The 23,567-nt window shown below is 54.8% G+C and carries 27 protein-coding genes; 11 read left to right on the forward strand and 16 right to left on the reverse strand.

Going from position 1 to position 23,567, the window contains the following annotated elements; all coding sequences use genetic code 11:
* Nucleotides 1–46: 46 nt before the first annotated feature.
* Nucleotides 47–967 (forward strand): LysR substrate-binding domain-containing protein, encoded by a 921-nt coding sequence (locus tag ACNQ6O_RS12125; protein WP_418053487.1) that lies wholly within the window; start codon nt 47–49, stop codon nt 965–967.
* Here ACNQ6O_RS12125 and ACNQ6O_RS12130 read toward each other — a convergent pair.
* The 10 genes from ACNQ6O_RS12130 to ACNQ6O_RS12175 form a co-directional block, all read right to left on the reverse strand.
* The gene (locus tag ACNQ6O_RS12130; protein WP_418053488.1) at nt 961–1,419 is read right to left on the reverse strand and encodes an SRPBCC family protein; all 459 of its coding nucleotides are present in this window, start codon (nt 1,417–1,419) and stop codon (nt 961–963) included. The genes ACNQ6O_RS12125 and ACNQ6O_RS12130 overlap by 7 nt on opposite strands.
* Nucleotides 1,420–1,439: 20 nt before the next feature.
* On the reverse strand, nt 1,440–2,354 hold the full coding sequence (locus ACNQ6O_RS12135) for a pirin family protein (protein WP_418053489.1): 915 nt from the start codon (nt 2,352–2,354) through the stop codon (nt 1,440–1,442).
* Between the two features lie 21 nt (nt 2,355–2,375).
* Nucleotides 2,376–2,807, reverse strand: a complete 432-nt coding sequence (locus tag ACNQ6O_RS12140; protein ID WP_418053490.1) for a DoxX family protein — start codon at nt 2,805–2,807, stop codon at nt 2,376–2,378.
* Between the two features lie 697 nt (nt 2,808–3,504).
* Nucleotides 3,505–4,119, reverse strand: coding sequence for a tyrosine-type recombinase/integrase (locus ACNQ6O_RS12145; RefSeq protein WP_418053491.1), 615 nt, complete (start codon nt 4,117–4,119; stop codon nt 3,505–3,507).
* A gap of 259 nt (nt 4,120–4,378) precedes the next feature.
* Nucleotides 4,379–4,711 carry a tRNA-binding protein gene (locus tag ACNQ6O_RS12150; RefSeq protein ID WP_418053492.1) on the reverse strand — a complete coding sequence of 111 codons (333 nt, stop codon included), beginning with the start codon at nt 4,709–4,711 and terminating at the stop codon, nt 4,379–4,381.
* 21 nt (nt 4,712–4,732) lie between these two features.
* Nucleotides 4,733–5,632 (reverse strand): DMT family transporter, encoded by a 900-nt coding sequence (locus ACNQ6O_RS12155; RefSeq protein ID WP_418053493.1) that lies wholly within the window; start codon nt 5,630–5,632, stop codon nt 4,733–4,735.
* A gap of 85 nt (nt 5,633–5,717) precedes the next feature.
* The gene (locus ACNQ6O_RS12160) at nt 5,718–6,449 is read right to left on the reverse strand and encodes a helix-turn-helix domain-containing protein (RefSeq protein WP_418053494.1); all 732 of its coding nucleotides are present in this window, start codon (nt 6,447–6,449) and stop codon (nt 5,718–5,720) included.
* A 210-nt stretch (nt 6,450–6,659) separates the two neighbouring features.
* Nucleotides 6,660–7,070 carry a DUF6262 family protein gene (locus ACNQ6O_RS12165; RefSeq protein WP_418053495.1) on the reverse strand — a complete coding sequence of 137 codons (411 nt, stop codon included), beginning with the start codon at nt 7,068–7,070 and terminating at the stop codon, nt 6,660–6,662.
* Entirely contained in the window at nt 7,054–7,614 is a 561-nt protein-coding gene (locus tag ACNQ6O_RS12170; RefSeq protein ID WP_418053496.1) for a hypothetical protein, read from the reverse strand. The genes ACNQ6O_RS12165 and ACNQ6O_RS12170 overlap by 17 nt, the downstream gene beginning before the upstream one ends.
* Nucleotides 7,615–7,816: 202 nt before the next feature.
* Nucleotides 7,817–8,956, reverse strand: a complete 1,140-nt coding sequence (locus ACNQ6O_RS12175) for a tyrosine-type recombinase/integrase (protein WP_418053497.1) — start codon at nt 8,954–8,956, stop codon at nt 7,817–7,819.
* Between the two features lie 272 nt (nt 8,957–9,228).
* Here ACNQ6O_RS12175 and ACNQ6O_RS12180 point away from each other — a divergent pair, with 272 nt between their 5' ends.
* The 6 genes from ACNQ6O_RS12180 (at nt 9,229) to ACNQ6O_RS12205 (ending at nt 15,162) form a co-directional block, all read left to right on the forward strand.
* Entirely contained in the window at nt 9,229–10,209 is a 981-nt protein-coding gene (locus ACNQ6O_RS12180; RefSeq protein ID WP_418053498.1) for a sensor histidine kinase, read from the forward strand.
* 14 nt (nt 10,210–10,223) lie between these two features.
* The gene (locus ACNQ6O_RS12185; protein WP_418053499.1) at nt 10,224–10,979 is read left to right on the forward strand and encodes a LytR/AlgR family response regulator transcription factor; all 756 of its coding nucleotides are present in this window, start codon (nt 10,224–10,226) and stop codon (nt 10,977–10,979) included.
* Between the two features lie 108 nt (nt 10,980–11,087).
* Nucleotides 11,088–12,029, forward strand: a complete 942-nt coding sequence (gene hemC, locus ACNQ6O_RS12190; protein ID WP_418053500.1) for a hydroxymethylbilane synthase — start codon at nt 11,088–11,090, stop codon at nt 12,027–12,029.
* The gene (locus ACNQ6O_RS12195; RefSeq protein ID WP_418053501.1) at nt 12,010–12,825 is read left to right on the forward strand and encodes a uroporphyrinogen-III synthase; all 816 of its coding nucleotides are present in this window, start codon (nt 12,010–12,012) and stop codon (nt 12,823–12,825) included. The genes hemC and ACNQ6O_RS12195 overlap by 20 nt, the downstream gene beginning before the upstream one ends.
* A gap of 10 nt (nt 12,826–12,835) precedes the next feature.
* Nucleotides 12,836–13,924: a uroporphyrinogen-III C-methyltransferase gene (locus ACNQ6O_RS12200; protein WP_418053502.1), complete on the forward strand. Its 1,089-nt coding sequence runs from the start codon at nt 12,836–12,838 to the stop codon at nt 13,922–13,924.
* The gene (locus ACNQ6O_RS12205; protein WP_418053503.1) at nt 13,921–15,162 is read left to right on the forward strand and encodes a heme biosynthesis HemY N-terminal domain-containing protein; all 1,242 of its coding nucleotides are present in this window, start codon (nt 13,921–13,923) and stop codon (nt 15,160–15,162) included. Before ACNQ6O_RS12200 ends, ACNQ6O_RS12205 begins: the two co-directional genes overlap by 4 nt.
* 4 nt (nt 15,163–15,166) lie before the next feature.
* Here the strand turns inward: ACNQ6O_RS12205 and ACNQ6O_RS12210 are convergent, their stop codons facing one another.
* The 3 genes from ACNQ6O_RS12210 to rho all read right to left on the reverse strand — a co-directional run bounded on the left by ACNQ6O_RS12210 (nt 15,167) and on the right by rho (nt 19,134).
* Nucleotides 15,167–16,159, reverse strand: coding sequence for a 2Fe-2S iron-sulfur cluster-binding protein (locus ACNQ6O_RS12210; RefSeq protein WP_418053504.1), 993 nt, complete (start codon nt 16,157–16,159; stop codon nt 15,167–15,169).
* Between the two features lie 13 nt (nt 16,160–16,172).
* Nucleotides 16,173–17,660 carry a 4-hydroxy-3-polyprenylbenzoate decarboxylase gene (gene ubiD, locus ACNQ6O_RS12215; protein ID WP_418053505.1) on the reverse strand — a complete coding sequence of 496 codons (1,488 nt, stop codon included), beginning with the start codon at nt 17,658–17,660 and terminating at the stop codon, nt 16,173–16,175.
* A gap of 211 nt (nt 17,661–17,871) precedes the next feature.
* Nucleotides 17,872–19,134 carry a transcription termination factor Rho gene (gene rho, locus ACNQ6O_RS12220; protein WP_418053506.1) on the reverse strand — a complete coding sequence of 421 codons (1,263 nt, stop codon included), beginning with the start codon at nt 19,132–19,134 and terminating at the stop codon, nt 17,872–17,874.
* Between the two features lie 369 nt (nt 19,135–19,503).
* On the opposite strand from rho, the gene moaB reads away from it, so the two are divergent.
* Genes moaB through ACNQ6O_RS12240 form a run of 4 tightly spaced genes read left to right on the forward strand, consistent with a single transcriptional unit; the run spans nt 19,504 to nt 22,024 of the window.
* Nucleotides 19,504–20,076: a molybdenum cofactor biosynthesis protein B gene (moaB, locus tag ACNQ6O_RS12225; protein WP_418053507.1), complete on the forward strand. Its 573-nt coding sequence runs from the start codon at nt 19,504–19,506 to the stop codon at nt 20,074–20,076.
* Nucleotides 20,077–20,099: 23 nt separating this feature from the next.
* The gene (gene glp, locus ACNQ6O_RS12230) at nt 20,100–21,311 is read left to right on the forward strand and encodes a gephyrin-like molybdotransferase Glp (protein ID WP_418053508.1); all 1,212 of its coding nucleotides are present in this window, start codon (nt 20,100–20,102) and stop codon (nt 21,309–21,311) included.
* Between the two features lies 1 nt (nt 21,312).
* Nucleotides 21,313–21,573: a molybdopterin converting factor subunit 1 gene (moaD, locus tag ACNQ6O_RS12235; RefSeq protein ID WP_418053509.1), complete on the forward strand. Its 261-nt coding sequence runs from the start codon at nt 21,313–21,315 to the stop codon at nt 21,571–21,573.
* 1 nt (nt 21,574) lies between these two features.
* Nucleotides 21,575–22,024 carry a molybdenum cofactor biosynthesis protein MoaE gene (locus tag ACNQ6O_RS12240; protein WP_418053510.1) on the forward strand — a complete coding sequence of 150 codons (450 nt, stop codon included), beginning with the start codon at nt 21,575–21,577 and terminating at the stop codon, nt 22,022–22,024.
* 13 nt (nt 22,025–22,037) lie between these two features.
* On the opposite strand, the gene ACNQ6O_RS12245 is transcribed toward ACNQ6O_RS12240, so the two are convergent.
* Genes ACNQ6O_RS12245 through ACNQ6O_RS12255 form a run of 3 tightly spaced genes read right to left on the reverse strand, consistent with a single transcriptional unit; the run spans nt 22,038 to nt 23,561 of the window.
* Complete coding sequence (locus tag ACNQ6O_RS12245; RefSeq protein ID WP_418053511.1) at nt 22,038–22,277, reverse strand: sulfurtransferase TusA family protein; 240 nt, start codon at nt 22,275–22,277, stop codon at nt 22,038–22,040.
* Nucleotides 22,270–22,398: a hypothetical protein gene (locus ACNQ6O_RS12250; protein WP_418053851.1), complete on the reverse strand. Its 129-nt coding sequence runs from the start codon at nt 22,396–22,398 to the stop codon at nt 22,270–22,272. The genes ACNQ6O_RS12245 and ACNQ6O_RS12250 overlap by 8 nt, the downstream gene beginning before the upstream one ends.
* On the reverse strand, nt 22,395–23,561 hold the full coding sequence (locus ACNQ6O_RS12255) for a formate dehydrogenase subunit gamma (RefSeq protein WP_418053512.1): 1,167 nt from the start codon (nt 23,559–23,561) through the stop codon (nt 22,395–22,397). The genes ACNQ6O_RS12250 and ACNQ6O_RS12255 overlap by 4 nt, the downstream gene beginning before the upstream one ends.
* Nucleotides 23,562–23,567: the final 6 nt, after the last annotated feature.

Genomic DNA, 23,567 nt, shown 5'->3' on the forward strand with positions numbered 1-23,567 from the left:
GCCACCGGAATTTATACTCAGAGTTCCAGAAATAGGACGACCTCTCATGCAAGACCTGAACGACCTCTACTATTACGTGAAAGTGGTGGACCACGGCGGATTTGCCCCGGCTGGCCGGGCGATGGGGGTGCCAAAGTCCAAACTAAGCCGGCGCATCGCCGAACTGGAGCACCGTCTGGACACCCGTCTGATAAACCGCTCGACACGAACGTTTACTGTGACTGAGCTGGGTAAAGAGTATTACCGACACTGCCAGGCGATGTTGGTTGAAGCAGAAGCGGCTCAGGAGGTAATCGACCGTTCACGATCGGAGCCCAAGGGCTTAATCCGGGTCAGCTGCCCGCCGGGACTGATCTATTTCCTGGTGGCTCCCTTGGTGGTGAGGTTCATGCAGAAATACCCGGAAGTGCGGATAGAAATGGATGCAACGAGCCGCCGGGTAGATGTCGTTCGCGAGGGATTTGACGTGGCTCTGCGGGTGCGTTTCCCCCCGTTGGAGGACAGCGGGTTGACCATGAAAGTGCTGTCAAAAAGCCCCCAGTGCCTGATGGCCGCACCACAGATTGTGGATCTTAAGGGGATGCCGGAAAAGCCCGAGGACCTTACGCGGTTTCCCAGCATAGATTTCGAACAGTGGGATGGTCAGCATGTCTGGAGTCTGGATGGCCCCGACGGTACATCCGTACAGATCCATCACGAACCGAAGCTGGTGACAGACGATGTGTTCACGCTCCAACAGGCAGCCCTCGGTGGTTTGGGGGTCGTAAAAATGCCTCTTATAGTGGGCGGACGGGATTTACTTGAGGGCAGGCTAGTGAGCGTACTCCCCGACTGGAAACCACGGGGCGGGATTTTCCACGCGGTGTTTCCGTCTCGTCGGGGACTGTTGCCAGCAGTGCGGGCTTTTCTGGACTTCATCGCTGAAGCAATGGACGACGTTGATTTCCGGTTCCCGGAGTATCAGTGAGTGGTTGCTCGATCACGAATCACTTTGATCGTGTCAATATCTGACGCGATGTAGGCTTGCTGGACAAAGAGATCGTAGGGCATGTCGTCGCCTATATCCTCTAAGTAGCGCGCACAGTAGGTGAAGCGCACAAACAGCGCCTCATCTTCTGGTTCCTCAATAGTCATCGTAAGGCTCCCGCCAGCGACGGTAGGAGTCGGAGAGATTTCGTAATGAACGCAATGCTCCGGTTCGAAGGTCACCACGTCTTCAACCTCAACTCCGGGCAGTTCGAGCCTGCGCCGCAAGCGCTCATCACTCAGCCAACTCACATCGAATTCACCAAGCCCAATCACGAAATGTTGAGGGGAGGTGGCCCGAAGCACAAGGCCCTTCCAAAGTTGCTCCCGGGATAAAACCGGAATCGACGAGTCATTGAGATCGTTGACTTGCACCACGTGTTCAAACTGCATGTTTGTGCTCCTCTTGGTAGCTAGTCCGGGAACGGAATGAATTCCTCTTCGTCCCCTGGCACGACCGGAAAACGGCCCTCTTTCCAGTCCACCTTGGCCTGCTCAATCCGTTCTTTACGGCTGGAGACGAAATTCCAAAGCATGTGGCGCCGTGAAAAAGGTTCGCCGCCAATAACCGCCAGGCGGGTTTCTTCCTGCGCGGTAACCTCGATACCCTGTTCGGGACCAAGCACCGCCATGGCATGCTCGGGAATCTCGGAGCCTTTAGCCTTGAGTGAACCTTGGGCGACGTAGAGTGCCCGTTCTTGAGCAAACGGCAGCGTTAGGCTTTGGCCCTTTTGGAGGTAGGCTTCGATATACAGGGTGTCCGCATACACTTTGACCGGCGACGTCAGGCCATAGGCGCTACCCATGATGACCCGAACGGGTACGCCATCGATATCGATTGAGGGAATGGAGTCGCCGGGATAGTGCATGAACGCCGGATCAATTTCCTCCTGGCCCTCCGGCAGGGCCAACCAGAGCTGAAGCCCATGCAGAGTGTGGTCTGTCGCGGTGATTTCAGGCCGCTCACGCTCTGAATGCACGATCCCTCGACCGGCTACCATCAAGTTGATATCACCCGGTTTGATGGGTTGAACACTACCCAGGGAATCCCGGTGAAGGATCTCGCCCTCAAACAGGTAGGTGACCGTGGCAAGATTGATGTGGGGGTGAGGGCGCACGTTAATGCCCGTTCCCGCTGGAAAGTAGGCCGGCCCCATGTGATCAAAAAAGATCCACGGCCCGACCATCTGACGCTCTTTCGTCGGAAGCACCCGTCGAACCGAAAATCCGCCCAAGTCTTTGTCCCGCGGCTGAATCAGCAATTCGATGGCACCGCATGATTCCGCAACTTGGCACTCCCATGGCACCGTCGTGGTCAGATTGCTCATATCGAATCTCCCGTTGAACCTTTATGTTCTGCTTTCAGCATCCAGACTAAGCTTTCCAGCCCCATTGAGAAAAACGACAAGCAGACCACCTGCGATGGCCAGGTTTTTCATGAAGTGAATCTGTTGATTCATGTCATCGGCGCCATGGAAAATAAACGCCGCCGCAATGGAGAACACCGCCAGCCCCAGCGCAGCGAGGCGAGCCTGAAACCCGATGAGCAGTGCAATGCCTCCACCAATTTCTGCGAGAATGACGAGGGGCAACAGGCCCGCGGAGACGCCCATCGATTCCATATACCCAGCGGTCCCTTCATAGCCGGTGATTTTCCCATAGCCCGAAACGAGAAAGATGTAGGCCAACAAAAAACGAGAGACAATCGATACAACGCTCGCTACCCCCGGCTGACTTACCATGCTTGCTATGGAACCATTGATCTTCTGGGAAACATTCATCTCGCGCTCCTTGTCCAAGGTTAAACCAGTAATTTAAATCTAGCAAAAAAAGACTGGATCCGGTAGGCCGGTATGCTGAACTGATCGTCACATAAACAGAACGATCGAGTAGCGGCTTAACTTTCGGGGCAATCATTCCTGCCAGGGTAAGCTCTGAACCAGAGCGGATAACCGCCTCTCACTCACGCGCAGCTGGTTTCCTACTTGAGCCTAATACCTGAATGACCCTTAACAAGGCCTTTGTCAGGTCCGGTCCGCATGCCCAGTGGTTCAGTGACCAGCCAGATTTCATCAATGCCGACAGGTGCAGCAGATCATGCACCAGCACGACGCATTGCCGGGCGTGGTCCACCAAGCATTCGATCACGACAGGACCTACCAGCGCAGGGAATCACAATGCGATTGGTGTTACGCTGAGCCGAGACTGATCGGTTGCCGGACGCAGAAGGAGCAGCCGAAGACGAACTGGTATAAATTCTGATCTCTTCGACTGAGTTGCTGGCATTCAGCTACAACCCTAAATAGCCCGTTTAGGTGCGGCGAGAAGAGATGCTTTCCGAGGATAAGCGTGCACCTTTACCAATGTTCGCTTTTGTTTAAACGACTGAAGGAGCCTGATCGAAACCCGAGGGTGATCATCGACCGGGGCTGGCAGTGTCTGCGGCATCCACAGGGACGAAGGACACAAGTTACGCAACTAGATCTCAATACTCTCTGCTATCTCCAGAGCATCCTCGACTTCGACGCCAAGGTATCGCACGGTGCTCGACATGTTTGTGTGTCCCAATAGCAGCTGCACAGCTCGAAGATTTTTGGTCTTCTTGTAAATCAATGTCGCTTTGCTACGTCTCATTGAATGGGTTGCGTAGACTGAAGGGTCAAGCTCAATACTGGTTATCCACTTTTTGACGAGACGGGCATATTGATGAGTAGTGATGTGGTCAAACTTTCTCATCCGACTCGGCCACAAATAATCCAGACCTGAAAGTCCGCGCAATTCGATCCACGCTTCGACCGATTCGCGCGTCTTTTTCGTTATCTCAAACTGAACAGGTTGACTGGTTTTCTGCTGAATGACTTGCGCCCGATCCAGAACCTCTCCGTTTCTGGAAATATCTCGAACCAAGAGCTTTACCATATCGCAAGATCGGAGTTTGCAATCAATTGCCATGTTGAACATCGCCAGCTCGCGGATGTTCTTTGCGATCTCCAACCGAATACGAATGGCCCATATTTGTTCGAGTTTGAGCGGTAATTTCTGGCCAACGAGCTTTCCCTTGTTCCAGGGAGCTTTGCTGATAGGAAATGTCATGACATGGCCCTCATCGGAGGGTAGGGGCCTTTAAGGATGGCTCAGAAGATTGTTCTCTGCTGCTTAACCGGTCGCAAAGCGGACATGTGCCTTGGACGATTACGCGGAGCTTTGCGGCTATTTTGGAGCAGCGAATCGGAGGAGCGTGGCAACGGTGAGCTTTCCACTCACCCTTGCCAGCATAAGAGACTCTGTCCCCTTCATCACCCTCACTTGGACTCGAAATTTGGCTGGCTTGTGATGTGTAAGCCGCCGAACCTCAGAACAAGCGCTCCCCGTTATCCACCTGCACGTCCGGTCTTACCAAGGTAACTGCGCCCTTCTCCGTTTGCACGCCAGTAACCAGGCACTCCGACAAAAAAGGGCCGATTTGTTTGGGCGGAAAATTGGTGACGGCCAGAACCTGCTTGCCGATGAGCTCATCCTTGCCATAGAGGTTCGTAATCTGTGCACTCGATTTCCGAATACCAATGTCCGACCCGAAATCCACTCGCAATTTATAGGCAGGTTTGCGCGCCTCGGGAAAATCCGTCACGTCAATGATGGTCCCGATCCGCAGTTCAACCTTCTCGAAATCGTCCCAAGTAATCATCTCACTGCTCCTTCGACGTAGTTAGTCTGTTAACAATTCTGGCTCGGCGACCGTCCGGCTTTTCGCACGACCCGCGATCAAAGAACCAATGACGATCAGAATGCTGGCACTCAACACCGCAACCGTAGCCTCGCCGAATCCGGCAAGGATCAAAAGGATCACTGAAATGAGTGGCGCACTGTATGCCAGGGTTCCCAGTAACTGGATGTTTCCATGCTTTACACCATGGTCCCAGGTGAAGAACGCTACGCCCACCGGTCCGAGGCCCAGTCCGACCACGCCAATCCATTGAAGTACGCCTTCTGGCCATACCGTTTCCTCCCACAAAAGGTGGCAAATCAACGCCAGAATGGCCGTAACACCGCAGAACCAGCCCACTGCATCGGTCGGTACCGAGCGAACCAGTCTGCTGAGAACGGAATAAGATGACCAGATCAGAGCACAGGACAGAGCCACCAGGTAACCCGGCAGGTTCTCCCAGGCGAATCCGTCAGCATTACGGCTGATCAACAACCAACAACCTGCCAGGGCAACCAGGGCCCCAACGATGTACTGAGCTCGTAGTTTCTCGCCCGGCAGGAAGGCCGACAGCAGGACGATCAGCAGCGGCCAGAGGTAAGCCAGCAGGCTGACTTCAACGGCCGGGGCCAGTGTCATGGCCTTGAAGTAGGCAAAGTGATAACCAAACAAACCAACGATGCCGATGCACCATGCAAGCGGCGATTGCCGTAAATAATGCGCACCGGAATGTCCCGAGAAGACCCAACGACCGCACATCAACAGGAAAGCGATGCCGAAGGTCATGGCCATGAGCTGAAACTCTGGAATCTCGCCACCGGAAAGCTTGGTCAGCAATGCCAACGTGCCCCATAACAGAACGGAAATCGACCCGATCCAAGTTGCGGCGTTAACGGATGCCATATAACCCTCCTTGAAATTCTCACGTGTGAATGATTTCTGAAGGATATCCAGTGCGGAGAAGAGGAACTTTCAAATCCTGGCGGAACTATTTCGAAATACGGCGAAAGTGGCTGGGCGCTTTACCAAAGTGGGCTCTGAACCGGTCGCTAAAGGCTGATAACGACGAATAGCCGACAGCGTCGGCAACATGCTGGACTCTGAGCCCCGACTGCTCCAAAAGCCGCCAAGCTTCTTTCATTCGCAACTCTGTGAGGTATTGATGCGGCGTCATGCCGACCTGGCGCCGAAACAGATCGTTCAACTGCCGAATGCTCAGATGTGCCACGGCAGCCGCCTCGGCCAAGGACAAGCGTCGACTGAAGTTTTCGTCCAGAAATTGTTTTGCGGCTTGGACTCTGCGGTCCAACTTTAGCTGACTTCCATGGCGCTCCTGAAGCAACTGAATAAGCAGGAGTAGCATTTGATGTTGGGTAAAATCCGAATCCGTCCCATTTTGGAGCTGTGCGTGAAGGAACTGGACGTAGTGGAGCAATGCTGGATCTAGGTCTACGAAACAAGGTAGCGTGTCTAGCGCCGGGGCCAAGCCTTCGGGGACGTCTGCAACCAAAAACCGATTATCGTCGGTCGCAGCGTATCCATGGCCAATTCCTGCGGGAATGATTGCCGCTCGACGCTGAGCAACCTCGCCTTCCCTGGTATCTACTGACAGAGATAATGTTCCGGCTAAGGGTAGTACCAGTTGATGATGGTCGTGGGAGTGACTTTTCCCCTCATCATCGTACGTTCGTATGTGCAGGCCAATCTCTGAATGCTTCATGGCACCAGTATAATCGGAAACAACTGAGAATCATCAGAGAATCAAGCTGCAACGGTCTCTGTTTCAATCGAACCGTTGATAAGAGTTTTCCGTGCGCTGGTGTTTCATTTGCCTATCTCGTCGAGTCAGGCTTCCAGAAAATCGCAGACGCGAATGTTCGCTTTTGTTTAGAAGCGGGAGAAAAACGTTCCGGCCAAAATCTGTATAGCGCTACTCACCCGACTTCCCCCTCAAAACTGTAACGTTTTTGCTGTCCAAGATTGCCGAGAGTCGACGATTTTCGAGTTCCAAAGTCGCGTTTTTGGAAGCGAGCTCGTTGCGCTGCTCCGTCAGCTTCACAATCTTTTCCCGTAGCTGACGGTTCTTGGCTCGTTCCTCTTTGAGTTTCTCGTGCTTTTTATCCCGCTGTCGCTGGATCGCCTTGTTGGCATTGCCCCGGATGCGCTCCATCAGGTCGGGGTAGTCTTTGTGGATCAGGGCTCGACTGACTCCGGCTTCTTCGGCAACAGCGGCCACCGAGACTTTTCGCCCCTTCTCAACGACCTTGGGCTGGCCTTTTTCCAATCGAACAATGGCCAACCGGATACGCTTGTGGGTATCGGATTCAGATGGCTTCGACATCGGCCACTTGCTCCTTGAGACGAATGATGTCTATCCCAAGATCGGTCAACACCTTCTCGCAGCGTTCCATGGTGCGCTCGACCGTCTTTGAGCCCGAGTCGTCCAGGTCATCGATCTGCCGAAGCTCAATCTGTTGTAAGTACAGCCCTTCCCAGAACGGCTTGTTACTATCATCAATACAACCGTGCTCGCAATCTTCGCATTGGCCACCCGCACAATCCACGCCGGTATCGTTGGTACACCAGGCGATGCCGGTGGAACGCAGGTACACCAGCTCGCTGATGGCCTCAATCATCTCTTTCCGATCTTTGTAGGTACGCACTTCTTCCGAGCGGCTTCGCATTTGGCGGATATGACCGGCCATAACGCCGGAGAGCGGGGTATCAGGCTCCAACCAATGACCGACAATCGCCTGACGTTTGCCGTCAAAAGCGGCGTAGATTTCGTCAAAGAGCTCCAGTAACCCGCAATCGTGGACACACTGAGGGATTTGCCCTTCGTCTTGACACTCTCGGCAACCAGTTTTTCGAGGGTGCGCTGACACGCAGCGGTAATTTCGTCAAAGCCCTGACCGTAAAACGGCCCGAAGTCGGTGTTTCTTATGCCTCTTGTGTTTTCGGGAAAGGCAACCAACGTATTCTCTGGCTCTGAGGATCGCGGAGCATCGCTGGGGTCGGTAGTGTCTTTGTTCGCCCTCTCGCCAGCCTCCTGAACCTTAAAATCACTCTCTAACGTGAAATCCTTTTTCATGCGCAGGCCGCCTCCTTCGCCGTTTCCTCAATTTCTTCCTGGTAACTCGTGCGCAGGTCGTCTTCGATGTCGTCGAGGAAATGCAGGTATTTTTCAGTGGTCGTTATGCTGCTGTGGCCGAGGCGATCTCGGACATAGATCAACGGATTGAACGTGGTGCTCTTCCGTGACATCAGTGATTTCAGGGTATGCGTCGCGTAGGTGTGACGCAGTATATGAGGATGGCAGTCGAACGAAAGTTCCAATCTGTTCAGTTGATTGTTGAGCGAAGTTCGAATGCTCCAGGGAGTGCCCTTGGCAGTTACAAAGAGGGTTTTTGGGTCTGTCCCGTGTTTTCGGATCATTTCGTGACGCTCGTGGATCACGTAATCCCAAAGATCCGCCATCAATGATTTCGGCACATGGATCGTCCGTGGTTTGTCTCCCTTGGTTCCCATCTCTTGGGGATCAAGCTCAACCACCACATGACTTCGAGCCGAGATCGACTGGGGTGCAGATATGTAGTGAACTGGAATTGTCAGCAGCTCTTCTTTCCGCAAACCCGTCAGCAACGCCAACCTAACGATCAATCGGAGATTTTTGTTCTTGATGGTTTTTAGCAGCTCATCGACCTGCTCTTTGTTGAGGACTTTGATCTTGGTTGGCGTGGTTTTCAGCAGCACATCAGGCTTTACAGCATACCCCCCGGACGTATCTGTGTGTGCCAGGAAACCCTTTGTCTGCCGGACTCTCACCGTTTCAAGGTCATACGGCAATGTGCTTACCCAGCCTTGTTTGAGGGCAAATTGATAAAACTTGATCACGAGGTGAAGTCGTCGGTTTACCGTGGAGGCGCTGAGATTAAATCGATCAAAGGAAACGTCGCGATACAGGGCTAACAGGGTTTCGTGGTTTCGGTGATCAAGCTCTCTCCAATCAAACCCATTGGCTTCAATGAACTCGAAATAATCACACAGATCCCTTCCAAAAGTTTCCCAGCTACGTCGGCTTTGCACACTTCCACGTTTCAAGCAGTGATGGACGAGAAATTCCATTCCTTCGACAAACACATCATGATTGGCTTTGAGAAGAATCGGGAACCCTTCATAGAAATGTCCCCTGATTTCAAACTCTGGTGTGGCAAGAAGGAACTCCACCCTCGGATCTCCAATACTGTATTTTTGTTCAGTATAAAGGGGTGGCTTAAGACTGCAACAGGAGAGTTACACTATGTGTGGTACAAAACATGGTCTATCTTTCCTGCTGATAGCCCGGCATCATCAGGCCGGCCGTGGGTAAATGAAATTTTGGGCAGTATAACATTCCGACCCGGGTTAAGGAGACTTCCCTGAAACCGAGCCACACCCTACAAGCATCCAGCACCGCCAATTTTTTCGTGCCCGACTTATGCCGGGTACGAGCGGTGTTCATGATGTTGGTTACCAGCGAGCTGCTGGTTCTGGTGCTCGCGATCGTGCAAGCAGAACGCAGCTGGATCGACTGGAACTACTTCGGCTTGTTGTCGCTGTTCGTGCAATGGGCCACTCTCACCAGTACGGCTCTGATCTGCCTCCTCAGACCTTGGCTGGCCCGTCGAAGTGTCGCGCACGCCACACTGGTCATTGTCAGCATTGTGCTGCTCGATGTTCTGGCTTTCAGTTTGTTCGCCGACAGTGTTCTGCACCCGGCCCAAGCCCTTGCACCGTGGCAAAGCATTGCGAAAAAGCTTCTCTTGGCGTTACTAATTTCACTCATGGTACTCCGGTATTTCTACCTGCAACACCAATGGCAACAGCAAACTGAGGCGGAAATGCAGGCCCGGCTCACTTCGCTGCAGGCCAGAATCCAACCCCATTTCCTGTTCAACAGCATGAACACCATCGCCAGCCTGATTGCCAGCAATCCGGAACGGGCTGAAGAAGCGGTCTTGGACTTGTCAGAGTTGTTTCGCGCCAGCCTTCGCACCAACGATCAACTGGTCCCGCTAAAGCGGGAGCTGGAACTGTGCAAACGTTACCTGGCCATTGAAGAACTACGCTTGGGGGATCGGCTCAACCTTGAGTGGCAGATACAATCCGGACTTGAACATCAGGCGATCCCCCCGCTCACCCTGCAACCACTGGTGGAAAACGCCATCTATCACGGCATCCAACCCAAGGCGACCGGCGGAACCGTTCGCATCGAAGCCTATGCAAAAGGCAATTTCGTGTATTTAATGGTTCAGAACCCCAAACCTGACGCCGAACAACAAGAGCACCAAGGCAATCGGGTTGCACTGGCCAACACCCGGGCCCGCCTGCAAGCTCTGTTTGGCGAACCTGCCATACTCAAGCAGAGCCAGCAGAGCGATATTTACACGGTCACCCTGCGCTTGCCGCGCCGGACGGTTAATCAACAGAGCCAACGATAAAACACAAGGTCACCATGAGCACAGCACCACAGCGCATCCTCATCGCTGACGACGAACCTCTTGCCCGCCAGCGCATCCAGCGATTACTGGAGGCTCACGACGGCTATCAGGTCTGCGGCGAAGCAGCCGATGGTAACGACACCTTGCACAAAGTGGCCGAACTCGAGCCTGACATTGTGCTTTTGGACATTCGCATGCCAGGGCTGGATGGCATGGAGGCCGCAGAAAAATTGAGCCAACTGAATAATCCACCTGCCGTCATTTTCTGCACCGCCTACGATCATTACGCCATTCAGGCGTTTGAGGTACAGGCCGTTGCCTACTTGTTAAAACCGGTACGCCGAGAAGCGTTGGCCGACGCTCTGGCCCGGGCCGGCAAGATCAACCGGGTACAGCTTCAGGCTTTAAACCGAGATTCCGAAACATCCAGCGAGCAGATTGCCGTTCGTACCCATCGCGGCACCGAATTGATTGAATTGGCCGACATTCACTACTGCGAGGCCGATCAAAAATACGTCACGCTTCACCATAGCCGCGGTGAAACCGTCTGTGACTACACCCTGAAGGAACTGGAACAGGCCTACCCCGGCCAACTTTTACGCATCCACCGGCACACGTTGGTGGGCGCCCGGTTCATTCAAGCGCTTCGGCGCACCGGTGATGGCCATAACGAATTGGAGCTCAGAGGCCTGCCCAACCGCCTTGCGGTGAGTCGCAGGCACGCCAGCTCTGTCCGCCAATGGTTGCAAGAACACCAACCCTCCCCCTGACGGGGTGTTAATCGCGTTCAAAAGAGGTACATCAGGGCACCTTGCGGGACTTTTCCAATCTCTCAAGGTAACCTTATCGTTACATTTTTCTCAACGACAGTGAGTGCAATGTCCAAACGTATTCTTCGCATCGCAACCCGCAGCAGCGCCCTGGCATTGTGGCAGGCAGAATTCATCAAGTCCGAATTGGAAAGGCTTCATAGCCATATCACCGTCGAACTGATCAAAATCAAAACCCAAGGCGACAAAATCCTCGATGTGCCTTTGGCGAAAATTGGCGGTAAAGGCCTGTTCGTGAAAGAACTGGAAGAAGCCATGCTGGATGGCCGTGCCGATCTGGCCGTGCACTCTATGAAAGACGTGCCCATGGCATTTCCGGAAGGGCTTGGGCTGGTTGCCATTTGTGAGCGTGAAGACCCCACCGATGCCTTCATTAGCAACCACTACGCTAACATTGACGAGCTGCCTGCCGGCGCGGTGGTAGGCACCGCAAGCTTGCGCCGGGAAGCTCAGATCCGCGCCAACCGCCCGGATCTTGAAATCAAAGTGCTCCGGGGCAACGTCAACACCCGCTTGGCCAAGCTCGATGCTGGCGACTACAACGCCATCATTTTGGCGAGTTCCGGCTTGAAGCGCCTTGGCTTTAGCGACCGCATCCGTTACTGCTTGCCAGACACCTTCTGCCTACCCGCAGTCGGTCAAGGCGCCCTTGGCATTGAATGCCGACTGAACGACGACGAGCTGCGAGAAATGCTGGAGCCGCTGAATCATGCAGACTCGGCTGACCGGGTTAAAGCGGAACGCGCCATGAACCGTCGTCTTGAAGGTGGTTGTCAGGTACCGATTGCTGCTTATGCGTTGCTGGAAGACGAAGACACCTTGTGGCTTCGAGGCCTGGTGGGCTCAGTGGATGGCACCCAAATCCTTCGTGTTGAAGGCCGGGCACCAAGAGCCGAAGGCGAACGTCTAGGCCGGGAGCTGGCAGAACAGCTGCTAGGCATGGGAGCCGATAAAGTTTTGGCTGAAGTGTATGGCCACACCCCAACCTGACGGTCAACAGGGTCGGCCAAACCTGAAAGGCCGGCGAGTCCTCATTTGCCGACCGGAACCGGAAGCCTCGCGCCTTGCTGAGGCATTCCGGGCCGCCGGTGCGGAATGCCGGTTGATGCCACTGCTGGTAAGGGAACCCCTGCCCGAGACCCCAGAACAGCGCACACTGCTGCAAGAGCTGGACAACTTCAGCCATGTAATAGCCGTGAGTCCCTTTGCGGCACGCCTGTTGCTCGATCACATCGGCAACTGGTGGCCGCAAATGCCTCTGGGTCTTCAATGGTACGGCGTCGGCTCTGGCACTTCCTCGGTATTCGCCCGCAGCGGACTAAAAGCTCGCCAGCCCAAACAGGGCTGGACCAGCGAAGCCCTTCTCGAGCTCCCTTCCCTGCAAAACCTGGCCGGCGACAAAGTTTTATTGGCTCGAGGCGAGCAAGGCCGGGAGCTTATTCGCGAAACATTGGAGCAGCGCGGAGCGAAAGTCTCCGTCATGCCACTGTACCGACGGGCTCAGCCGTACTATCCTCCAGAACAGGTAGATGAGATTTTTGGTGATTTCCGGCCGGAAGTGGTCATTGCGCTTTCCGGAGAAACCCTGAACAATCTCAATGAACTTGCGACTGACCACCACACTAGTTTGCGTAAGGCTCTTGTGGTGATTCCGGCCGAACGAGTAGCTCGGCAGGCCGAGGCAGCTGGCTTCAGAAACCTGATCGTTCCCGCAGGCTTAGACGATCAAAATCTGGTAACCAGCGTTGAAGCAACGCTTGCAGCAAAAGCTAACAACAACGGATAACCGAGTAAGGATGCCCGTGACTGAGACAACGAACCAATTGCCCGCCCCGGTTGAAGAAACCGACACCCAAAAACCGCGTCTTTGGCCTGTCTGGATCATCGCCATCGTTGCCCTGATCCTTGTGATACTGCTTGCCCTGTGGAACTGGCAACAATGGAACAGGCAGAACAGCAGCCTGCAAGCTCTTCAGGATCTCAAGCAAGACACCGAACAACTCGAGACTCTCTACGGAAGTCGTGGCGGCGAGCAGAGCCAACGCATTCAAACCCTCGAAAACAAACTGGCTGAACAGCGTGAATTGATTGCCACGCAGCAACGGCAAATCGACCACAACGCTCGGGAACTGCTGGAAGCCGGTAACCGCACTCGCACTGACTGGCTGTTGGCGGAAGCCGAATACCTGCTGCGTGTCGGCAACCAGCGTTTGATGATCGAAAAAGACATTCGCGGCGCACTCTCTGCGCTGGAATCCGCCGACGAAGTGTTAGCGGAATCCGATGACATCGGCGTTTACCCGGTTCGCGAACAACTGGCCAAGGAAATCCTGGCGCTTAAGAGCATTCAGGGCGTGGATCGCACCGGTTTGTATCTGAAGCTCGAAGCGGCCATTGCCAGCGTGAACGAGCTGACTACCCAAGCGCTGATTCACGATCAGGCGCCGGGCTTCAACATGACCGAAGACAGCAATGCGCCGGAAGATGGCAGCAACATGTTTACCCGCGGCTGGAACCGCTTCCTAAGCACGCTGAAAGACGTTGTAGTGGTGCGCCGAATGGATGAAACGGTGAAGCCCTTGATGTCCCCGGACCAAAGCGCCTGGGCTCGCCTGAACCTGCAACTCATGTTGGAAGAAGCTGAAATGGCGGTACTTCGGGGCAACCAAACGCTTTACGAGCGCGCCCTCGAAAAAGCCAGACGCACCGTCAGCGAATGGTACGACTCGAGCAACCCAGCCGTTCAAGGCTTGTCCGATATCCTGACCGAACTGGCCGACAAGCATGTTGACCCGAAGTTGCCGGATGTCAGCCAATCGCTCGGCCTGCTCAAAGAACGCTTGGCAGGACGACTGGCTACCGACAGCGAGGGTAAAGATTCATGATTCTCCTGCTGCTGATTATTCTGGGCGCGCTGCTGATCGGAACCGGGCTGTCTCTTGGCTTGGCCTACGATCTGGGCTATATCCGCATCAGCTTGGGCAATTATCTGATCGAAACCAACTTCTGGGTCGGGTTGGCTCTGATTGTTTTACTGGTGCTTGTGAGCCTGTTCGTCATTAACACCATCAGACGATTCCGCAAAGGCACCAGTCTGATGGCCACCTGGGTTAGCCGGGGCCACGAGCGCCGCGCCAGACGCCGCACCACAAAAGGCCTGCTCGCCCTCGCCGAAGGCAACTGGCAAAGAGCGCGAAAACTGCTGTCCAGTGCCGCCAGCCATGCCGATACACCGCTGATCAACTATTTGGCGGCCGCCCAGGCAGCGTCCGAAACCGGCGATCACGAGGGCGTCGATGAACTGTTGCGCCTTGCCTTCGAGAGCACACCCGGTTCCAGCCTTGCGGTTGGTATCACCCAAGCCCAGTTGCAGCTTTCGGGCAACCGCTTAGAACAAGCGCTGGCCACATTGCTGCGTCTTCGTAAAGAAGCACCTCATCACCCTTTCGTACTGAAACTGCTGAAAACCACGTATCTTCGGTTGGAAGACTGGAAGGAGCTTTCAAAACTGCTGCCGGAACTGCGTAAGCGCAGCGTGCTGACCGAAAAAGAGCTGGACGACCTAGAACGTGAGGTCTGGAAGAACTTGCTGGAGCGTGCCGCAGAAGATTGCGAACGCAAGCGTGAGAGCGATCCGGAAGCATCTGTAGAGCCTCTCACCCGTTTGTGGGACGAGTTGCCTCGATTCGTGCGCCGAGACGAACACACCATTCGGGACTACACACGACTACTGGCACGTTTGGGCGATGAAGAACAAGCCGAAACCCTGCTGCGCAAGGTGCTTAGAAACCACTGGAGCGATGAGCTGATCAACCTGTACGGGCGCCTGGAAGGCAGCGAACCCGAAGTTCAGCTACTCACCGCTGAACAATGGTACAAAGATCGCCCCAACAACCCTCAACTGTTATTGGCGCTGGGGCGCTTGAGCCTGAGGAATCAGCTGTGGGGCAAAGCCAGAGAGTACTTTACCGCCAGCCTGAAATTGAAACGAGATCGTGAGACCATGGCTGAGCTGAGCCGGCTGAACGCCCATATGGGCCAAGAAGAAAGCAGCGTAAAACTGATCATGCAAGAGCTTGAATCAGACAACGCCCTGCCCGAGTTACCTATGCCCAAGGCCTGATTTATCAGGCCCTTGGGGCATACTCCAAAACATCCGACAAAAAGTCCTGTTCGGAAAGCCCTGCCTCTACCAATGCATCCATCAGTGTGTACACCATCGTTGGTGACCCGCTGGCATGCACTTCCACCGAGCGCCAGTCGATACCCGTTGCAAGAACCGCACGCACCAGCTGGTCGTGGTGGCCAGCCCAGTCGTTGTCTTCGTCATCGCCGACAACCGGCAGAAAGGTGAAAGCATCCCACTCGTCGTGCCAGCGTTGGGCCAGAGAGCGGAGGTACATATCTTCGTGTTTGCGCACGCCCCAAAACAACTTGACGCTATGGCTGAAGTTGGTTTCTTTCAGGTACTCTACCAAACTCTTCATCTGCGCAAAGCCGGTGCCCGCTGCTACAAGCACCAACGGCTTATCCGGCGCAGCCGCCAGGCAAGCCTTACCGTGTGGCAACTGCACCGAGACATCTTCTCCTGACGTCAGCGCATCAATCACCTTCTGCGCAGAAACCCACTCAGGCGTGGCCTGAATGTGCAGGATGATGTTTTCCGCCGAAGGGCTACTGGCAATCGAGAAGTAACAGGGATCTGCGTCTGGCAAGTTTACCGATAAGTACTGGCCGGCATGGAAGCTCACATCCCGACGCCGAGGCAACTTCAACTCTACCCGGTATACGTCGTGGTTGATGGAGCTGACGTCCACCACCTTGGCTTGATATATACGGGGCTGATGATTTCCTGTTGCCATAACGGCGGGTATCTCCAATTCGATATCGGAGAGGGCCTGAGTCCGACACATCATCAGACGCCCTCCGGTTAGTATGTGTTGCTGGCTCCGGGTATTCAAAGCTTGCCCGCTAACCAGCCGGGCTTCGCAGATTTCACAAACGCCGTTGCGGCATGCCGCCGGTGCTTGAATACCCGCTTCTGCGGCTGCCGAAAGCAAGTCATCGGTACCGTTTACCGGGCAACTCAGACCTGCAGGGTGCAAGCGAACGCGATGCAAGGTTGCTACCCCTTCATTTTGGGGAGTTATCCGGAATTTCAATCCCCAGGCTGTCCCAAATGTCATCCACCCGCTGCTTCACCTCATCGGTCATGGTGATGGCTACTCCCCATTCACGATCGGTTTCACCCGGCCATTTGTTGGTCGCATCCAGCCCCATTTTGGAGCCCAAACCGGAGACCGGCGAAGCAAAATCCAGATAATCGATCGGCGTATTGTCGACCAGCGTGGTGTCTCGAGTCGGATCCATTCGGGTAGTCATTGCCCAGATCACATCTTCCCAGCTACGGGCATTTACATCGTCGTCGGTGACGATCACAAACTTGGTGTACATAAACTGCCGCAAAAACGACCATACGCCCATCATTACCCGCTTGGCATGGCCGGGGTACTGCTTTTTCATGGTAACAATGGCCAGCCGATACGAGCAGCCTTCCGGCGGCAGATAGAAATCGACGATTTCCGGGAACTGCTTCTGCAGTATCGGAATGAACACTTCGTTCAGAGCCACGCCCAACACCGCCGGCTCATCGGGCGGACGGCCGGTGTAGGTGCTGTGATAAATCGGATCTTTGCGATGAGTGATGCGCTCAACGGTAAACACCGGGAACTCATCCACTTCGTTGTAATAGCCGGTGTGGTCACCAAACGGCCCTTCTGGCGCCGTATCATCGGGATAAATAAAGCCTTCCAGAACGATCTCGGCGCTGGCCGGAACCTGAAGATCGCTGAGCCCGGCATTCACCAATTCGGTACGCGAGCCGCGCAACAGCCCGGCAAAAGCGTATTCGGACAGGCTATCCGGCACCGGCGTCACGGCTCCGAGAATGGTGGCGGGGTCAGCGCCCAAGGCAACCGCGACCGGGTAAGGTTTATCGGGATTCGCTTTGCGGAATTCCTGATAGTCCAAAGCACCCCCGCGGTGGCTGAGCCAGCGCATGATCAATCGATTACGACCGATGACCTGCTGCCGGTATATACCGAGATTCTGGCGTTCTTTATTGGGCCCACGGGTAATAACAAGCGGCCAGGTCACCAGCGGACCAGCATCCCCGGGCCAACAGTGCTGAACCGGAATCTGATAGAGGTCTACTTTATCTTTCTCGATCACCACCTCTTGGCAAGGCGCGGAGCGGAGCACTTTCGGGCTCATGCGCATGACTTGCTTGAAGATGGGTAATTTTTCCAGAGCGTCTTTGAAGCCTTTGGGGGGATCCGGCTCTTTCAAAAATGCCAGCAACTTGCCGACTTCTCGCAGAGCGCTGACATCATCCTGCCCCATACCCAAAGCAACCCGCTTTGGCGTACCGAACAGGTTGGCCAGCACAGGCATGTCATAGCCTTTCGGATTTTCAAACAACAACGCCGGACCACCTGCCCGCAGGGTGCGGTCGCAGATTTCGGTCATTTCCAGGTGGGGGTCAACTTCTACGCTGATGCGCTTTAGCTCTCCCAGTTTCTCCAGCTGGGCAATGAAGTCTCTCAGGTCGTTGTATTTCATTTGATGCTCCGCTTTTAGCCTTCCATGCCTTGAGGATTCGGAGGGCTAAAGTCAGTGTTTGGACTGGGGAGTTGGAATCAAGCCGGGCGAGGGGCCAAAACGGAAAACGTGGTTTCCCTGAATGTTTTGGTCCCTCGCCCGGCTTGGTTCTTCGAACGTTAGGCTTGGATACCGCGCATAAACGGCGTTCGCCCGACTCCGAAGTTCAAACTCAACGACGCTTCATAGACTGGAAAAATTCGTCGTTGGTTTTGGTATCCCGCAATTTGTCCAGCAGGAACTCCAGTGACGCCGTGTCATCGTCCATGGAGTGCAGCAACTTGCGCAGTATCCAGACACGCTGGATTTCCGACTCAGACATCAACAGGTCTTCACGGCGAGTACCGGAGCGACGCACGTTGATGGCCGGGTAAACGCGTTTCTCGGCAATCTTACGGTCCAGGTGGACTTCCATATTACCGGTACCTTTAAACTCCTCGTAGATGACTTCATCCATTTTGGAGCCGGTGTCTACCAGAGCGGTCGACAGGATAGTCAAACTACCACCCTCTTCAACATTACGGGCAGCACCGAAGAAGCGCTTCGGCTTTTCAAGTGCGTGGGCATCCACACCACCGGTCAGTACTTTACCGGAAGAAGGAATCACCGTGTTATAGGCGCGAGCCAGACGAGTCATGGAGTCCAGCAGAATGATCACATCTTTCTTGTGTTCAACCAGACGCTTGGCTTTTTCGATCACCATTTCGGCCACCTGAACGTGACGGGCTGGTGGCTCGTCAAAGGTTGAGGCAATCACTTCGCCGCGCACCGTGCGCTGCATTTCTGTCACTTCTTCCGGACGCTCGTCAATCAGAAGCACCATCAAATGACATTCTGGGTTGTTACGAACGATCGACTGGGCGATACCCTGCATCAGCAGTGTTTTACCGGCCTTAGGTGGCGATACGATCAGACCACGCTGGCCTTTACCGATCGGCGATACCAGGTCAAGTACCCGGGAAGAAAGGTCTTCGGTACTGCCATTACCCACCTCCAGCACCAAACGCTCATCCGGGAACAGCGGCGTCAGGTTTTCAAAAAGAATCTTGTTACGGGCGTTGTCCGGCTTGTCGAAGTTAATCTCGCTCACTTTCAACAGAGCAAAGTAACGCTCGCCGTCTTTCGGTGGGCGGATCTTGCCGGCAACCGTATCACCGGTCCGCAAGTTAAAGCGGCGGATCTGGCTCGGGGACACGTAGATATCGTCAGGGCCGGCCAGGTAGGACGCATCGGCAGAACGTAGAAAGCCGAAGCCATCCTGCAGAATCTCCAGTACACCATCACCGTATATATCTTCGCCGCTCTTGGCGTGCTTCTTCAGAATGCTGAAGATGACGTCTTGTTTGCGCGAACGGGCGAGGTTGTCGAGGCCCATTTCTTGCGCGATTTCGAGCAATTCGGGCACAGATTTCTGCTTGAGTTCAGTAAGATTCATAATTTGTAGGATTTTTCAGGAATGGAAGTAAACGACGGTTGAAATTGCAGGGATGCCCCTGAACGCGTTGATCATAAATATATATTGAAACAAGGTGCTGGCAGATGGAGCATCCGGTGCAGAGGGAAGCCGGATATAATTGCTTGTGCCAGTAGAGTGGGAACAACTGTTCGCCGGGCAGTCAGCATAATCGACCACCTTGACCGGACATGTCAAGTCCACTGGACAAATTAACACCAACTTTCGCCAAAAATGCCCGCGCGCAAGGACCGCAACCTTTCCCTGAGGGGGGGACTCCCTTCCATTACCCGCCATTGAAAGGGATACTGAGAGTCAAAATTTCCCCTGTGATTTTCGGAGCACGTTCCCATGAGCACTGAACCCACGAACGAACTCAAACCTCTCAATATCGCGATTCTTACGGTCTCCGATACTCGCGGCGTTGATGAAGATTCCTCCGGTCAGTTTCTTGAAGACAGTGTGGTGGAGTCCGGTCATCAGCTTATTGCGCGGCGCATCCTGCCGGACGACATTTATCTGATACGCGCTGCGATGTCATTCTGGATCGCGGATCCGGATATTCATGCAATCATCATCACAGGTGGCACCGGCTTTAGCGAGCGCGATAGCACGCCAGAAGCGGTTAAACCGCTCCTGGACAAATACATTGAAGGGTTTGGCGAAGAGTTCCGGCGTCTATCCGCTGCGGAAATTGGCAGCTCCACCATTCAGTCCAGAGCCTTTGCCGGCCTTGCCAACCATACGGTGATTTTCTGTCTGCCTGGCTCCACGGGGGCATGCCGCACGGGCTGGAATGGCATTCTGAACACGCAACTGGACAGCCGCCACGCCCCCTGCAACTTCTCGGCCCTGGTTAGCCGCAAGCCGCAGCGCGCGGTCGAGCGGCTTCATCAGGTGATTGGAAAACGCGCCACACGTTAGTTCTGAACACGGAGACAAGCATCATGACAGCCCAGCTGACGCCGATCGAAGAAGCCCTTGCTCACCTGCTGGGCAAGGCTCCGGTGATTACGGCAACCGAACGACTGCCGCTCACCGAAAGCTTTGGCCGCATACTGGCACAGGATTACCAGGCTCCGGCGGATGTCCCCCCAGCCGACAACAGTTCGGTAGATGGCTATGCTTTGCGCGCTGAGGACTACGTTCCTGGTCAAGCATTACTGGTATCTGACCGGATTCCCGCAGGCTCTGCCCCAAGCCCACTGAAGCCCGGGACCGCTGCCCGCATTTTTACCGGCTCGGAAATTCCGGCAGGGGCCGATACCGTCATCATGCAGGAGCGGGTTGAGGTGACCGATAGCGGCATCCTGATTAATGCCGAGGTAAAGGCTGACCAGAATATCCGCCGACGAGGCCAGGATCTTGCGAAGGGCAGCCTGGCACTGGGCAAAGGCACAAAAATCCGGGCTCAGGAAATGGGCCTTCTAGCGTCTATAGGTTTAGCTGAAGTTACGCTGGTGAAAAAGCTGCGGGTCGCAATTTTGTCGACCGGCGATGAGCTGGTCGACCCGGGAACTCCGCTGGGGCCGGGCCAGATTTATAACACCAACCGTTTCACCCTGCTTGCGCTTTTGGCAGAGGCCGGCTGTGAGGTCGTGCTGTGTGAAACTCTGAAAGACACCCGAACTGCCACCCGAGAAACTCTTGAGCGCGCAGCGACACAGGCAGATTTGATCATCACCAGCGGGGGCGTTTCCGTGGGTGAGGAGGATCACGTAAGAGCGGTCTTGGAAGAGTTTGGCGAGCTGTCGCTCTGGCGCTTGGCGATCAAACCCGGCAAGCCGCTGGCATTTGGTTCAATTAAGGGCACGCCAGTATTCGGCCTGCCAGGTAATCCAGCCTCGGTGCTGGTCACTTTTCTAATGGTGGCGATGCCCTACATTCGCACTGGCCAAGGGCGTCTACGCATTCACCCTGTGGGCCTGCAGCTGCCCGCCGCATTTAACACAACCTCGACTTCGGTGCGCAGGGAGTTTATCCGTGCACGCATTGAATCGGTTAACGCCGAGGCGCGAGTCAGTGCGTACCCGAACCAGAGCTCGGGTGTATTGAGCTCTGCCTGCTGGGCCGATGGCTTAGCGGTCGTTCCGGAGCACAGCACGGTTGCCGAGGGCAGCCTGCTCACCTACTACCCATTCACGGAGTTACTGAGCTGATATGACTGACCAGACCATTACCGTCCGTTTTTTTGCCCGTCTCCGTGAAGAGTTAGGTACGGAGCAACTCACATTGCCGGCAAACAAGGGGCAGACTGCCGGGGATTTGCTGGCAGAGCTGGCGAGTCGTGGTGGCCCCTGGACCCAACTGCAAGGTGACCAACCTGTGATGGTTGCCATCAATCAGGCGATGGCGAAACCCGCCGCAACTGTGAAGGCCGGCGATGAGGTCGCTTTTTTCCCACCGGTAACCGGGGGTTAATATGATCAGCATTCAGACTGAAGATTTTGACACTGGTACTGAGTATGCCGCTCTTCGTAATAGCGGTGCAGGCACGGGGGCTATCGCCACCTTTACCGGACTGGTTCGTGACACTGGCGATACGCAGGATGTGTCCGGGCTCTTTCTCGAGCACTATCCGGGCATGACGGAACAGGTTATTACGGAGTTGATTGAGGAGGCTTCCCGGCGATGGGATGTGCGTAAGGCACGAGTTATTCATCGGGTGGGCAGGTTATTGCTGCAAGATCAGATTGTGTTTGTAGGCGTGTGCAGTGCTCACCGGGCGGATGCGTTTGCAGCCTGTGAGTTTATTATGGACGCGTTGAAAACTTCAGCGCCGTTTTGGAAGAAAGAACTCTCTGAGGCTGGGGAACATTGGGTGGAGCAAAAGGCTTCGGATGTTGCTCGCGGAGAAGCTTGGCGCAAGTAGCCCAGAAGCTCGATTATGCCAGGCAAACGCGGTAACGGAGGATACCGCCATCCTCTTCCCGAACCCATTCAACCCGGTGACCGGCTATCTCGCAAAGCGCCTGTAAATCCCGACGGCTGGTTGGGTCATCGGCCAAGAATTCAACCAGTGTCCCGCTGGGCAAACCCTGAGTGCGCTTTTTGAAACGCAAAACGGGGAGGGGGCACACCAAACCGATCGCATCGATTTGGTGTGTTTCCACTTGGTCAGTCAAGACGCACGCTCGTTTCGCTACTTCCTTGCTCGGCTGATGACCAACCGAACTGACCTAGAGCCAGCGGGGCGGCGAAAGCAATCAGCAAGGCCGCAATAAATGCCGCAATCATAACTTTCACGGGCCTTCTCCTTTGCCTTGTTTAGCCTCGACCTCAGCCACCCACAGATCGTGATGCTGGCGCGCCCATTCCACATCAACCTGACCGTTACCCATAGCATCATACGCACCCTCCATTCCAACGGTGCCTATATAAATGTGGGCAATAATGGCCAGCATCATGACGAACGCCACGATCGAGTGCCAGATGTTGGCATACTGCATTTCTTCGTGCGGCGTCAGGGCCGTATCGAAGTCTGTTCCGAAGACACTGTTAATGACGCTAAAGGTCTCGGCAAACATGGGCATCTGAAACGGGAACAGCAGCGACAAACCAGACAGCGAAACAGAAAAACCCAACACCATAACGGTCCAGAAAACGATCTTCTGTCCGGCATTGAATTTTTTTGCGGAAGGATGGGAATTGGTAAAAATGCCGCCGCCCGCCTTGAGCCACTGCCAATCCAGCTTGTTAGGAATGTTGTGCGCCACCCACATAAAAAACGTCATCAACAGCCCGAGCATAAAGGCCCAGGAAATGTTGTTGTGAATCCACTTGGAGCCGGCTGCCAGGGTCGCAAAGGCATCGGGCCCAAAAATGGGGATCAGGAAGCTCCGCCCCATCAGGGTAATGAGCCCCGTTAGTCCCAGCGCAATAAACGAGCCCGCCAACAACCAATGTCCAAATCGCTCGACGGCCTTGAATCGTTGTATTGTGACGCCTGAAGGGCCGCCATCGATCATGATTTTGCCGCGAATGAGGTAAAACACCACCAGCAGAACGATGAAACCCAGGAGCGCGCCGCCGCCATAGGTAATGATCGGCCCCTCGCGCAGCTTATACCAGGGCATGCCTCCGTCTTGGATCAGGACGTCAGCCGCAGGCCCCCGGACCTGTGTGTTGGCGTCAACTTCGTTATAGCGAATGGAGCGGTAGGTGTCTGAGCGAGAAACCCCGCCTCGTGTACCTAATTGCTCGGTGATCGGAGACGCATTGGCTGGATCACCCAGATTTTCAGACCGGAACGACCCGTCAACTTTCAACTTCTGTTGACGAGCCATGATGTCTTCCAGGGTTTGAGCACCCCCGGTCGCTGTCCGATCAACCGCGGGCTCCGCCCAGGCAGAGTTGAATGACAGGGCCGCCAGCACAAAGAATGCTGCACCCAATAATTTTAAGTTCATTAGAGC

The sequence above is a fragment of the Marinobacter sp. SBS5 genome, assembly GCF_048285575.1.
GTDB lineage: Bacteria > Pseudomonadota > Gammaproteobacteria > Pseudomonadales > Oleiphilaceae > Marinobacter.